This is a genomic window from Streptomyces justiciae (assembly GCF_015163075.1).
Lineage (GTDB): Bacteria > Actinomycetota > Actinomycetes > Streptomycetales > Streptomycetaceae > Streptomyces > Streptomyces justiciae.
Genome location: NZ_JADDXU010000011.1, coordinates 344625 through 356897, shown reverse-complemented (window position 1 = coordinate 356897; position 12273 = coordinate 344625). Strand labels below are relative to the sequence as shown.

At 72.9% G+C, this 12273-nt stretch carries 11 protein-coding genes and 1 riboswitch; of the genes, 4 read left to right on the top strand and 7 right to left on the bottom strand.

Annotated features, from left to right (window positions below):
* The first annotated feature begins 214 nt into the window (after positions 1 to 214).
* Together IQ210_RS29545 and IQ210_RS29540 are read left to right on the top strand one after the other, a co-directional pair.
* Complete coding sequence (locus IQ210_RS29545; RefSeq protein WP_194082201.1) at positions 215 to 754, top strand: RNA polymerase sigma factor; 540 nt, start codon at positions 215 to 217, stop codon at positions 752 to 754.
* Complete coding sequence (locus IQ210_RS29540; protein WP_194082200.1) at positions 747 to 1637, top strand: CU044_5270 family protein; 891 nt, start codon at positions 747 to 749, stop codon at positions 1635 to 1637. The genes IQ210_RS29545 and IQ210_RS29540 overlap by 8 nt, the downstream gene beginning before the upstream one ends.
* Here the strand turns inward: IQ210_RS29540 and IQ210_RS29535 are convergent.
* The gene (locus IQ210_RS29535) at positions 1616 to 2485 is read right to left on the bottom strand and encodes a bifunctional 5,10-methylenetetrahydrofolate dehydrogenase/5,10-methenyltetrahydrofolate cyclohydrolase (RefSeq protein ID WP_194082199.1); all 870 of its coding nucleotides are present in this window, start codon (positions 2483 to 2485) and stop codon (positions 1616 to 1618) included. The two genes, IQ210_RS29540 and IQ210_RS29535, sit on opposite strands and share 22 nt — an antisense overlap.
* Positions 2486 to 2507: 22 nt before the next feature.
* A riboswitch (ZMP/ZTP riboswitch) is annotated at positions 2508 to 2591 on the bottom strand.
* 228 nt (positions 2592 to 2819) lie between these two features.
* Complete coding sequence (locus IQ210_RS29530) at positions 2820 to 3173, bottom strand: nuclear transport factor 2 family protein (RefSeq protein ID WP_194082198.1); 354 nt, start codon at positions 3171 to 3173, stop codon at positions 2820 to 2822.
* 169 nt (positions 3174 to 3342) lie between these two features.
* Between IQ210_RS29530 and IQ210_RS29525 the strand changes: the two genes are divergently transcribed.
* Together IQ210_RS29525 and IQ210_RS29520 are read left to right on the top strand one after the other, a co-directional pair.
* The gene (locus IQ210_RS29525; protein WP_194082197.1) at positions 3343 to 3633 is read left to right on the top strand and encodes a hypothetical protein; all 291 of its coding nucleotides are present in this window, start codon (positions 3343 to 3345) and stop codon (positions 3631 to 3633) included.
* A 185-nt stretch (positions 3634 to 3818) separates the two neighbouring features.
* Complete coding sequence (locus IQ210_RS29520; protein ID WP_194082196.1) at positions 3819 to 5279, top strand: aldehyde dehydrogenase family protein; 1461 nt, start codon at positions 3819 to 3821, stop codon at positions 5277 to 5279.
* A 16-nt stretch (positions 5280 to 5295) separates the two neighbouring features.
* On the opposite strand, the gene IQ210_RS29515 is transcribed toward IQ210_RS29520, so the two are convergent.
* From IQ210_RS29515 to IQ210_RS29495, 5 genes are read right to left on the bottom strand one after another with little or no spacing between them, the layout of a single operon-like run.
* Positions 5296 to 6498, bottom strand: a complete 1203-nt coding sequence (locus IQ210_RS29515; RefSeq protein ID WP_194082195.1) for a type III PLP-dependent enzyme — start codon at positions 6496 to 6498, stop codon at positions 5296 to 5298.
* Complete coding sequence (locus IQ210_RS29510) at positions 6495 to 8195, bottom strand: IucA/IucC family protein (RefSeq protein ID WP_194082194.1); 1701 nt, start codon at positions 8193 to 8195, stop codon at positions 6495 to 6497. Before IQ210_RS29510 ends, IQ210_RS29515 begins: the two co-directional genes overlap by 4 nt.
* Positions 8195 to 9388: an MFS transporter gene (locus tag IQ210_RS29505; protein ID WP_194082193.1), complete on the bottom strand. Its 1194-nt coding sequence runs from the start codon at positions 9386 to 9388 to the stop codon at positions 8195 to 8197. The genes IQ210_RS29510 and IQ210_RS29505 overlap by 1 nt, the downstream gene beginning before the upstream one ends.
* Complete coding sequence (locus IQ210_RS29500) at positions 9385 to 11028, bottom strand: IucA/IucC family protein (protein ID WP_322656931.1); 1644 nt, start codon at positions 11026 to 11028, stop codon at positions 9385 to 9387. The genes IQ210_RS29505 and IQ210_RS29500 overlap by 4 nt, the downstream gene beginning before the upstream one ends.
* Complete coding sequence (locus IQ210_RS29495) at positions 11025 to 12200, bottom strand: ATP-grasp domain-containing protein (RefSeq protein WP_194082192.1); 1176 nt, start codon at positions 12198 to 12200, stop codon at positions 11025 to 11027. Before IQ210_RS29495 ends, IQ210_RS29500 begins: the two co-directional genes overlap by 4 nt.
* Between the last annotated feature and the right edge of the window lie 73 nt (positions 12201 to 12273).

The following is a 12273-nucleotide window of genomic DNA, read 5'->3' as shown; positions in this document are numbered from 1 at the left end:
GAGCAGCGCCATCACGCCACCGATGCAGAAGAACGCGAACGACGTGACGAGGTACAGCGTTCCGATCGTCTTGTGATCCGTGGTCGTCAGCCACTTCAGGTGTCTCATGCCCCGCCTGTGTCCGCGCCCCGCCCGGACGCCACACTTCGGGGACGCGAGGAGAATCACGGAAGACGGCTGTGACGATCCCGAAGGTGCCGGACACGAACGGAACATGAGCAACGACGACGACTTCGCCGCTGCCTATCGCGAGCACTACTGGGCGGTCAGCCGCTATGTCGCGCGGCGACTGGACGGGCGGCCGAGCGAGGTGGAGGAAGTGGTGGCGGAGGTGTTCACCGTCGCCTGGCGGCGCCGCGCCGACCTGCCACCGGCCCCGCTGCCCTGGCTGTACGGCGTGGCACGCAACTGCCTGGCCAACGCGGTACGCGGGCACGGGCGCAGGCGGCGCCTGGTGGACCGGCTGGGCAACGACGACACGGCACACGGGCGGCACATCGAGGCGGGCCCGGACGCCGAGACCCCCGGCGCCTGGGTGCACGACGCCCTCGCCCGGCTCTCCCCGGCCGACCAGGAGGTGCTGCGGCTCACCGCGTGGGAGGAACTCGGCATCGAGGAGGTCGCCGTCGTCCTCGGCTGTGGGCGCCGCGCCGCGTCGATGCGGCTGCACCGGGCCCGGCGCCGGCTGAGAGCCGAGATCGACCGGATGCGCCCCACGACCACCGCCGCTTTGAAGGAGAACGGCCATGGCTGACGAACTCGACCTCCTGCGCCGCGCCAACCCGGTGCCCGTCGACGGCCCCCACTTCGGCGACGGCCCCCTCGACCACCACGCCGAGCGGCAGCTCGACCGGCTGCTGGGGCAACGGACCTCCCGCCGCCCCCGGCTGTACTGGGGGCTCGCGGCCACCGGCGTCGTCGCCGCGCTCGTCTCGGCACTGCTGTTCACCGGCCAGACCACCGCGCCGGCGGTCGCCGCGCCCCGCCCGCTGGTCGTGCGGGCCGACTCCACCCCCGTACCCCTGGAAACCCTGGCGGAGCGGGCGCGGGCGGCGGACGGTTCGGCCGAGCTCCGCAAGGGCACCCATGTGCGGACCTGGAGCCTGGGCATGAGCGACGACAAGCCGCCGATCACCTACCCGGAGGAGCGCATCGTCCGCTGGAACGCCGACGACAGCCACACGGAGACCGTGGACGACGGCCACGACCGCACCACCCGGACGTACCCGCCCAGTTGGAGCGACGCCCCGCCCCAGTCCCCGCCCCCGCACGACGTGCCCCGGCTGCGCGCCTACCTCCAGGAGGCCGCCTACAGCAAGACCCCGCTGGACACGGGCGAGCTCCTCGACGCCGTCGACTACGTCCTCGACACCTGGCAGCTCGGCGCCCGGGAGTCGGCGGCGCTCGCTCAACTCCTCGCGGACGCCGACGGGTTGAAGCCCGTCGGGCAGGTGACGGACCGGCTGGGGCGGCGCGGCCAGGCGTACGTGTACGAGCAGTCGGCAACCCGCAAGATGCTGATCATGGACCCGGCCACCGGCGCCGTACTCGGCCTGGAGACCACCTTCACGAAGGCGGAGCCCGAGTACGGCGTGAAGGCCGGCGACGTCATGGACTACAGCGCCTGGACGCGCTGACCCACCCCGAGCTGCCGGGCGGCCGCGTCCACCGTCTGTTCCAGCAGGGTGGCGATCGTCATCGGACCGACGCCGCCCGGCACCGGGGTGATCAGCGAGGCCCGCTCGACGGCGGAGTCGAAGTCGACGTCGCCGATGTTCCCCTCGTTGTACCCGGCGTCGATCACGACCGCGCCCGGCTTGATGTCCTGGCCCTTGATGAGCTTCGGCCGGCCCACGGCGGCGACCACGATGTCCGCCTCCCGCACGGCCGCCGACAGGTCCGCCGTACGCGAGTGGCAGTACGTCACCGTCGCGTCCCGGGCGAGCAGCAGCATGCCGGCGGGCTTGCCGAGGATCGCGCTGCGGCCGACGACCACCGCCCGCTTGCCGGACGGGTCGACGTCGTACGCGTCGAGCAGCCGCATGATGCCGCCGGGCGTGCAGGACACGAAGCCCGGCAGGCCGAAGCTCATCGTCGCGAACGAGGCGAACGTGACGCCGTCGACGTCCTTCTCGGGCGCGATCGCCTCGAACGCGGCCCGCTCGTCGATGTGAGCGCCCATGGGGTGCTGGAGCAGGATGCCGTGCACGGTGGGGTCGGCGGAGAGCTGCCGGAGTGTGTCCACCAGTTCCTCGGTGGTGGTCGCCGCGGGCAACTCCACGTGCCGGGAGGCGATCCCGGCCTTGCGGGAGCGGTTCTGCTTCATGCGGACGTACGTCACGGAGGCGGGGTCCGCGCCGACCAGAACGGTCGCGAGACAGGGCGTCGTGCCGGTGCGTTCGGTGAGGTCGGCGGCGCGCTGTGCGGTGTTCTCGACGATGCGTCGGGCGAGCGCGGTGCCGTCCATGAGACGTGCCTGGGTCATGATCCACTCCTGGGCTGACGGTCGGGTTCGCCCAGGCGCACGGCTTCATGTCGTACGGGCCGCTCCCCGGTGGTGCTCCACCTCAGCGCCAGTCACGGCCCGCCCCCAGCCTAACCCCGGCGCCGCCTGCGCAGGCCGTGCGGGGGCGGAGGGAGCGGGCGGGGCCGCGTCCGTCGCAGGACCGACCGCATCAGCGCGGCGGACGCGAGCCGGGCTGCCGTCGATGCCGGCAGGGCGCGCCGGGACCGTACCGGGAAGGACCGGCCGAGGCCCGCACGCGCCGAGAAGGTCCAGGTCAACCGGGACGTGATCTGGACCTTCGGCAGACTTCTCCCTACTCGTCCCATGCCTGGAGCATGATCTGTTCGGCGATCTTGCCGTCGCGCAGCGTGACCATGGACTCGGCGAAAACCCTGACCCCGTCCGAGTACTCGCAGGACTCGGTGTACGCGACCTGGTCGCCCTGCATGATGCACTTCTCCAGCTTGTGGGCCTTGATGTCCCGGCTGTAGACGTCCTCCAGCATCTCGCCGATCTCGCTCCGGCCGTGCAGGACCCTCGGATTGCTGGGCTGGGTGTTGCGGTCCACGATGCGTATCTCCGCGTCGTCCGCGTAGAGCGACAGCAGATTCGCGGCCTTGTCTCCCTCGATGCCCTGACGCAATGTCTCCGTGCTGAACGCGCCCATGATGACCTCCTGTGAGGCCCGCGGCCCGAGGGGAGGGGCCGCCCGGGTCTCACCTTCGAGACTCCTCCGCCCCGCCGGTCTCGGCAAGCGCAACCGGGGCACTCCGCCTGACGGGTGAGACAGGCCCGGCACCCGTGTCCGCGCCGGGCGTGCCGGCGTTGCTGACAACATGATCTCCACTCGACGTATCGTCGCCGTCGTCGGTCTCGCCGCCGGTGTCACCGGCCTCGCCGCACCGATGGCGAGCGCGGCCCCCGTGGACGCCGACACCTCCAGGCTCAGCCCGATGGCCACGCTCGACTCGCTGACCGTGAGCGACATCCCCGCGGAGCACAAGGCCGAGATCCCGCGCCCGACCGAGCAGCTGGCCCAGCTCAACCGCCTGAACGACCTGAACCAGCTGAGCCAGGTGACCGACCTGGTCGCCCCGGTCACCGGGCTGCTGCCGGGTATCCAGTAGTCGTCTGATCCGCGTACGGCGTCGTACGCGCACGTCCACACCAAGGGCCGTCCGGGCACACCGGGCGGCCCTTGACATTGCCCGGGGCCACGCGGAGCATGCGCTTAGCAAGTGAATCTTGGTTCACGTGACGAACGTTTTCTCGCAGTGCACACATTCTCGTGGCGAACGAAGAGGCCCGCATCATGCCCATCACGCGCGAACTGCTCATCGGCGGCAAGGACGTGCCCGCCGCCTCCGGCCGGACGGCCGAGGACCTCAACCCCTACACCGGGGAGGTGTACGCGACCGTCGCGGCGGCGGGCCCCGAGGACGTACGGCGGGCCGTGGACGCGGCCGACGCGGCGTTCGAGGAGTGGGCGGCGCTGGCCCCCTTCGCCCGGCGCGCGATCCTTTTGAAGGCGGCCGACCTGCTGGAGGGCAAGGGCGACCAGGTCGCCGAGCTCATGGCGGGCGAGGCCGGCGGCACCCGGCCGTGGGCGTACTTCAACGTGGCGCTCGCCGCCAACATGCTGCGCGAGGCGGCGGCCTCCGTGACGGCCCCGCGCGGTGAGGTGCTCACCGCGCAGGAGCAGGGCGCGCTCGGCCTCGCGGTGCGTGAACCGGTGGGCGTGGTCGCCGCGTTCGCGCCGTGGAACGCGCCGGTCATCCTCGGCGTACGGGCGGTCGCGGCGCCGCTGGCCGCGGGCAACACGGTCGTCGTGAAGGCGAGCGAGGACGCGCCGCTGGCCTGCGGCCTGTTCGTGGCCGACGTGCTGCGCGAGGCCGGGCTGCCGGACGGCGTGCTGAACGTCATCACCAACGACCGGGCGGACGCCGCCGAGATCGCCGAGGTCCTGATCGCCGACGAGCGGGTACGGGCCGTGAACTTCACCGGCTCCACCAACGTCGGCCGCATCATCGGCGAGCACGCGGCGCGTCATCTCAAGCCCGCCGTCCTGGAGTTGGGCGGCAAGAACGCGGTGATCGTGCTGGCCGACGCGGACGTGGACTACGCCGTCGACGCCGTCACCTTCAGTGTGTTCATGAACGCCGGGCAGATCTGCATGTCCGGCGACCGCATCCTCGTCCACGAGTCCCTCGCCGAGGAGTTCACCCGCAAGTTCGCCGCCAAGACCGCCTCGCTCCCGTCCGGCGACCCCTCCGACCCGCACACCGTGGTCGGCCCGCTGGTCGCCGCCTCCGCCGCGCAGCGCGTCGCCCGGCTGGTCGAGGACGCGGTCGCCAAGGGCGCCAAGGTCCTCACCGGAGGCGGCGAGCCGGACGGCGCGGTCCACCCGGCGACCGTGCTCACCGACGTGCCGAAGGACGCCGAGCTCTATCACGCGGAGGCCTTCGGGCCGGTGTGCGTGGTGGAGACGTTCGCCGACGACGCCGCCGCGGTGGCCGTCGCCAACGACACCGACAACGGTCTGACCTGCGGCATCATCACCGAGAACGCCACCCACGGCCTGGCTGTCGCGCGCCGGGTGCGCACCGGCATCGTGCACATCAACGACCAGTCGGTGGCCGACGAGCCGCAGGCCCCGTTCGGCGGCTTCAAGGCCTCCGGGTACGGCCGCTTCGGTGGCCGCTGGGGCATCGAGGCCTTCTCCAACACCCGCTGGGTGACCATCGCCACCCAGCAGGCGCACTACCCCTTCTAGAAACCCCCTTCGGGTTCTAGACACCCTGTTCCGGCCCGGCGTCCAGGAAGTGGAAGCCGGGCCGCGGGTGCATCAGGAAGTCGTGGTGGGAGATGTTCCAGGCGTAGGCACCCGCCAGTGAGAACAGCACCCGGTCACCGGCCCGCAGCCCGGCGGCGGGCACCCGGCGCGCGAGGGTGTCCTTCGGGGTGCACAACTGCCCTGCCAGCGTGACGTGTTCGCCCTCGGCGGCGGGGCGCGTCCAGGGATGCGGCCACGCCTCGACCGGCAGGACCGAGCAGGGCTGGTCGTGTCCCTTCGTCGCCGGGGTGCGCAGGTGGTGGGTGCCGCCTCGGACCACGGCGAACTCCTCGCCGTGGCTGGGCTTCACGTCCAGCACCTCCGTGGCGTACCAGCCGCAGTACGCCGTCAGCGCCCGGCCCGGCTCGATCCGCAGCGTCAACTCCGGGTGTGCCTCGGCGAGTCGGGCGAGCCCGCTGCCGTATGCCGCCCAGTCGAAGCGGCGCTCGGGGTCGGTGTAGTCGACGTGCATGCCGCCGCCGACGTTGATCTCGGCGAGCGGGACACCGAGGCCGGTGGCCCAGGCGACCACGGCCGCGGCCGCCGTGAGAAGCTCGGGCGCCTCCAGGCCGCTCGCTAAGTGGGCGTGGATGCCGCGGAGTTCGAGATGCGGGTAGGTGCCGTCGGCGAGCGTGCGCACGACCTCGGCGGCCTGGGCGGGGTCCATGCCGAACGGGGTCGGGTGTCCGCCCATCGCCAGCGAGCTGCCCGCCAACGAGTCGTCCGGGAGGGGCAGGTTGACGCGCGGCAGCACCGCGATGCGCCGTCCGCTTCTCCGCGCCAGTTCGGCCAGCATCCGCAGCTCGTAGGCGCTCTCGACGTGGAAGCGGTCGACTCCCTGTTCCAGCGCGGCCGTCACCTCGTCCGGTGTTTTGCCGGGCCCGCCGAAGGCCAGGGGGCGGCCCGGCACGGCCTTGGCGACATGGGCGAGTTCACCGCCCGAGGAGACCTCGTAACCGTCGACGTACGGACCGAGCGCGGCGAGGATCTCCGGCTCGGGGTTGGCCTTGGCCGCGTAGTAGAGCTCGACGCGCTCGGGGAGGGCGTCCCGGACGGTCGCGGCGTGGGTGCGGAGGGCCGCCAAGTCGTAGAGGTAGGCGGGGAGTTCGTCGGCGGGCAGGGATAGGGCGTGGCCGTGGACCGTGCGGGGCGTCGTCATCGGGTGCTCCCGGTCAGGATGTCCTCGGCGAGCGGGGACGGCAGGCGGACGTATCCGGCCTCGCGGTCGGCCTTGCGCTCCCAGCGGGTGAGCAGGTTGGCCTTCGCGGGCAGCGGGACGCCGGCGAGGAGGGCGGCCAGACGGGGCGGGCAGCCGTGGCGGTCCGCGTAGCTCTGGAGCGTCGCCCGCACGCGGTGCCACAGCGCGGCCTCCGCCTGCGGGTGCAGGTCGGCGAGGGCGGCGAGCAGCTCGGCCACATGGTTGACCAGCAGGCAGTAGACGACCCGGTCCCAGCCGCGCCGCGCGTCGTACGTCATCGGCGTCGCGACCTCGGGAGGCAGCGCGGCCAGCGTGTCGGCGTGGTGCTCGGGGATCAGCTTGGTGCCCTCCAGGTCGCGGAAGAGGACCTGGGCGGGCAGGCCGGCGCGGTCCACGCAGACCACGACGTTCTGGAGATGGGGTTCCAGGACCAGGCCGTGGTCGAAGTAGGCGGCCAGGACCGGGGGGATCAGCAGGTCGAGATAGGCCGACCACCAGTCGAGGGCCGCGCGGGCGTCCGGTGTGCCGAGGAGGCGGGAGATCTGTGCCGCGCTGGTCGGGTACTCGTCGGCCACCGCGGCGGCCAGCAGCGGGGTGGTGCCCGGCGCGAGGCGTGCGGGCAGGCCCTCGCGGACGATGACGCCGAAGCCCTCGAACAGCGCCCGGTCCGGGGTGCCGCCGGGGCCCGGCAGGGCGAGCGTGCGGTAGGCGGGCTCACGGAGCACGGCGCTGCCGGGGAAGCGGCGGGCGAGGTCGGCCAGCGCCGGGGCGAGGGCGCGGGTCAGGGCGACGGCGCCGGACAGCTCGTAACTGCTGTTCTTGCGCAGGCAGTTGGTGATCCGCACGTTCAGGCTGAACTTGAGGAAGGTCTCCCCGTCGTACAGCGTGCGCACGGACGCCGTGGCCGCGAACGGCCGCCCGCCCGGGCCGAGATCGAGGACGTCGCCGCGCGCGAGGGCCGCGCGCAGGGTCGGATGGTCGCGGAGCGTCTCGTACTGCCAGGGGTGGGCGGGCAGCAGCCGGTAGCCCTCCGGGATGTCGGCGCGCGGGCGGTCCAGGGGGGCGACGGCCGACGGCTCGGCGGCCTCCTCGGCGATCAGATGGTCGCGTACGGCGAGGTGCCGCAGCGGGAAGACGGCCCCGGCCTCCGGTGCGTACGCGGACCAGGCGCGCGGGTCGCCGGTACGGGCCTTGGGGGTGGGGTGGAAGCGGTGGCCGAACAGCAGGGACTGTTCGGAGGCGAGGTAGGCGTCGGTGGCTGGTGAGGCGCTCGGCGTGGTGAGCGCGGTCGTCACGGACTCGTGGCTGGAGGCGACCTGGTCCAGGAACTCCTCGTTGCGCACGCCGGTGCGCAGCGACAGCTCGTCGTGCGTGTACGCGGCTAGGCGCCGCCAGTCGACCTCGGCCCAGTCGGTGCCGCGCTGTTCGTGGACGGGCCCGGTGAAGCGGTGGGCGCCGAGGAGCGAGGTGCGGCGCAGGGCGACGCGCAGCAGGACCCCGCGGCGGGGCAGCCGGAGCAGGAGCGTGCCGTCGTCGACGACGCTCTGGCGTTCGGGCCCGGAGACCTCGCGCAGCAGGCAGTTGAGGAGGGTGTGGGCCACGACCTCGTCGGCCGTGGGCAGGGCGGTGCGCTCGGGAGTGGGGGCGAGCGGGGGCATCAGCGGCTCCAGCGGGGGGTCATGGAGGGGAGGAGGGTCGCCACGGCGGTGACGGCGGCTGCGGCGGCGCCGGTCAGCACGGGAGCGGCCGGGCCGAAGCGGGCGCTGCCCGCGGCGGCGGCGAGGCCCGCGACGACCGCGCCGGCCTTGGAGAAGAACTCCAGGGACCCGAACATGCCGCCGGGCGCCCGCCCTTTGGCGCACTCCGCGGCCAGCACCTGCAGACACACCAGGCCGAGGGTGAGACCGGCGCCGAGCAGCAGCCGTACGGCGATCAGGGCGGGCAGGTTCGCGGCGACGCCGTGTCCGGCGAGACCGAGGGCGATGAGGACGAAGCCGAGCACGATCCCGGCCCGGGGACGGTCCCGGAAGGCGGAGTGCACGGCCAGCGCGGCCACCAGATAGCACAGGTGGGGGAGGGCGAAGAGCACTCCGGACAAGGTGGGCGAGGTACCTGGCAGCCGGTCGTCGACCAGGGCGATGAGGTACGGGAAGGAGATGACGGTGGAGAACACGAACGCGAACTCCATTGTGTACAGGGCCCGGAGGGAGACCACGGGAGCCGTCGGCGGAGGGGCGACGGCGTCGGTCTTCCGGTGCTCGGCGGGCCCCGGTTCCGGCAGCGCCGCGAGCAACAGCGCGGCCGTCAGCGGCAGTACGGCGAGCAGCGCGTACTGGCGGTGCGGGGACAGCCAGCCGGACAGCGTGCCGACCACGATCGGCGCCACCACCAGCGCAGCCCGGGCGCTGCCCTGCATCAGGGTGAGCGCCTTGGACAGGGCCGGGCCCTCCAGTGCCGCGCCCAGATATCCGTTGGAGGCGGCGAACGTGCCGCCCAGGACGCCCTGGAGGACGAGCGCCAGCGTGAAGGTCGCCAGCGAGTCGGCCCAGCCAGCGAGCAGGAACGCGACCGTCAGCCCCAACTGGGCCCGCAGCAGCAGCCGTTTGCGGCCGTAGCGGTCGGCGAGCCGCCCCCACAGCGGGGCCGCGAGCGCGCCGAACACGGTCGGCACGACATACAGCACCCCCGCCCAGCGGGCCTGGTGGTCGCCCAACTCCGGGAGGATCTCGGTGAGATACGGCGGCAGGCCGAGGGCCGCGAACGAGGCCACGAAGTAGCAGCCCGCCACGGCGTGCACCTGGCCGCGCCCGAAGCCGGTGCGCGGCAGTCGGACGGCCTGGGCGGCGCTCATGCCGGGCCCCCGTTCGGGAGCAGGTAGTTGGGGCCGGTGATGTAGTGCTTGTTGACGTCGGTGGCGCCCGAGCGCTCCTTGGACAGCAGCGTCCCGGCCGTGACCATCGCCTTCACCGGCAGCCGGGGCGCCCGGAGCACCCGGGCCCGCAGCACCTCGGCGGCATCGCCGCCGAGCCGGTTCACCGCCTCCGTCAGCCGGTCCCGTACGAGATCCAGCACGGCCCGGCGCTGCCGCGGCAGCCCGAACGCGTAGGCGCCCGCGCACAGATGGACGGTGATGGTGGTGAACACGTCGGCCACCGGGCCGTCGCCGGTGACATAGGTCCGTGCGTCGTCGAAACCCCACGGGCCGGGCAGGACCGCACCCAGCCGCTTCGGGTTGATCCGCGGCCCGTCGTCGTCCTTGAACAGCAGCCGCAGGCTTCCGGGCAGCAGCACCAGCGAGACGTTCTGCTGGTGCGACTCCAGCGCGATGCCGTACCCGAACAGCGTGGTCTGCCAGTCGAAGAGCAGCGTCAGGAAGGCGTCCAGCAGCGCGAGCGGGTCACCGCCGTAGAAGCGGTCGGCCAGGTGGTCGAGGACCAGCCGCCCGTCCGGCGCTTCGGCGAGCAGGGCGGCCAGGGGTACGACCTCGGCGTCCTCCAGCCCGGCCGGGAGGCGGCGGCAGAGCACGGCCAGCAACTCGTGCCCGGCATGGGCGTACGTGGTCTCGTCGGCGTGCAGGATCGTGTCCCGGAAGCGGGGTTCACGGGCGAGCACGGCCTCGACGAGCCGCTGTCCCGCCGCGCCGTCCACGAGGGTGCCGGGCTTGATGGACCGCTTGTTGCGCAGGCCCAACGTGGAGGTGGCGAGGGGGAGTTTGAGGTGGTGTGTCTCGTCCACGGCCACCGTGCGCATCGACAGGGTCGGTACGACGTCGAGATGGGCACGGTCGGCGAAGAGCGCCCCCTTGGGAAGGCGGGCCTGGCGCAGGGCGTCCACGGTCAACGGGTGGACCGGCAGGGGCAGATGGGTGCCCTCGGCCGCCGCCAGCCCGAGGTCAGCGCAACTGGGCCAGAACTTCGGGAGGGTGCCGGTGAGGGCGACGGACTCGCGGGGCACGGCCAGCCAGCGCAGGGCGAACCGAGGGTGGAACTCCGGTGCGTAAGCGCACAGTTGATCATCGGAGAGCCCTGCGAGTCCGCGAGCCGTGGGATACACGGGATGGTCGAGACGGGCGGCGAGGGCGTCGTACGCGAGCGATGGCCACCGGGTGGAGTCCGCGCCGAGGTCGATGGGCGAGGTCGCGTGCAGCCGCATGGTGGCCAGCGTCTGCCGGCACTCCTCGGCGAAGGCGTCGTAGCCGCCGCGGTCGACGGGGTCGGCGAGCGCGCGCAGTGCGGTGAGGACGGTGTCGTACGAGTCGAGTTCCGTGCCGTCCGACTCGCGGACGAGCAGCGGCAGTCGGGCGGCGTACTCGCACTGGAAGCCGTCCTCGACGACAGGCAGCAACAGGGCGTCGTCCTCGGTGGGCAGGCGCAGCCAGGGGCCGTCCGGGCGGTCGACGAGGGTGCTGCGGGTGCGCAGGCCCACGGCGTCCTCGCGGAGGAGGGCGCTGAGCACGCGGGTCAGCAGCTCGGCGTCACAGGTCGCCGTCACGGCTGGATCTCCCAGCGCAGGCCCGCCAGGTAGTCGGCCGTCACCCGGTCCACCGTCGGCTGGTCGGTGCCGGTGGCGCGCAGGACGCCGAGGTAGTCGCGGTTGGTGCGGTACAGCTCGTGCCGCTCGCCGGTCGGCCGCAGCGGACGGTATGTCAGGTGGACACCGTCCACCGTGAGTTCGGTGGCGGCCGGGGCTTCGGTGAGGAGGCCGGCGCGGTCGGCGCACGGGTACTCCAGGCGGGCGGCGCCGTCGCGGCGGGCGCCGAGGTCCGTGGGGAGCGGCTCGCCCAGGTGGGTGCGGAGGATGTGCTCGAAGAGCGGGATCTGAAGGAGCCGTGCCAGCAGCAGGTCGCACTGGTCGCCGATGGCCCGGTAGTTGACCTCGATGATCCGCGCCCGGCCCTCGTGCACCACGAACTCCGTGTGGCAGGCGCCGAACCCGACGCCCAGCGCGTCCAGTTGGGCGAGGATCTGGGCGACCACCGGCTCGGGGTGGGCGGGGACGAAGGTGAGGCGTTCCTCGACGAAGTACGGCGGGGGCGACAGCTCGGTGTGGAAGCCGCCCAGGACGTGGCGGACCTGCCCGTCGCCGAGGGTCTCCAGGGTGTGGAGCTCGCCGGGGAGGTACTCCTCCACGACGAGGACCGTGTCCGGGCGGCGCTCGAGGATCTCCTTGGTGCGGGTGGCCAGCTCCTCCGGGCCGTCGATGAGGACGACGTCCTCGCTGGCGACGCCCTCACGCGGCTTGACCACGCAGGGGTAGGGGGCATCCGGGAGAGCGGCCGGTTCGGTGATCTCGGCCGACCAGACCGTGTCCACGCCCGCGGCGGCGAGCCGGCGGCGCATCTCCGCCTTGTCCTTGCAGCGCAGGGTGGCCCGCCAGTCCTTGCCGGGCAGGTCGAAGTAGGCGGCGGCCAGGGCGGCCTGGGTCTGGAGGTGGTCGCTGTTGGTGAAGACGGCGTCGGGGCGGTGGTGGGTGGAGATACGGGTGACGACGGCCCGGAAGTCACGGACGTCGCACTCCAGGATCTCGACGTCCGGATACCTGGCGCGGTGGGCGGCGGCCTGGTCGGTGAGGACGGTGACGTCCAGGCCCAGCCGGTCCGCGGCGGGCAGGAAGCCCTCGGTGACGGCGTCGGTCGGATTGAGGGCGAGCAGGTACAGGCGCATGGGTGAGGGGGAACTTCCGCTAGCGGGTGGGGGGTTGACGGGGGCGGGCCCGGCCGGGGGTCGCGGCCCGCCC

Bases quoted from the DNA above. Each gene is read 5' to 3' on its own strand.
- IQ210_RS29545 (WP_194082201.1), top strand. From the start codon at position 215: ATGAGCAACGACGACGACTTCGCCGCTGCCTATCGCGAGCACTACTGG.
- IQ210_RS29540 (WP_194082200.1), top strand. From the start codon at position 747: ATGGCTGACGAACTCGACCTCCTGCGCCGCGCCAACCCGGTGCCCGTC.
- IQ210_RS29535 (WP_194082199.1), bottom strand. From the start codon at position 2,485: ATGACCCAGGCACGTCTCATGGACGGCACCGCGCTCGCCCGACGCATC.
- IQ210_RS29530 (WP_194082198.1), bottom strand. From the start codon at position 3,173: ATGGGCGCGTTCAGCACGGAGACATTGCGTCAGGGCATCGAGGGAGAC.
- IQ210_RS29525 (WP_194082197.1), top strand. From the start codon at position 3,343: ATGATCTCCACTCGACGTATCGTCGCCGTCGTCGGTCTCGCCGCCGGT.
- IQ210_RS29520 (WP_194082196.1), top strand. From the start codon at position 3,819: ATGCCCATCACGCGCGAACTGCTCATCGGCGGCAAGGACGTGCCCGCC.
- IQ210_RS29515 (WP_194082195.1), bottom strand. From the start codon at position 6,498: ATGACGACGCCCCGCACGGTCCACGGCCACGCCCTATCCCTGCCCGCC.
- IQ210_RS29510 (WP_194082194.1), bottom strand. From the start codon at position 8,195: ATGCCCCCGCTCGCCCCCACTCCCGAGCGCACCGCCCTGCCCACGGCC.
- IQ210_RS29505 (WP_194082193.1), bottom strand. From the start codon at position 9,388: ATGAGCGCCGCCCAGGCCGTCCGACTGCCGCGCACCGGCTTCGGGCGC.
- IQ210_RS29495 (WP_194082192.1), bottom strand. From the start codon at position 12,200: ATGCGCCTGTACCTGCTCGCCCTCAATCCGACCGACGCCGTCACCGAG.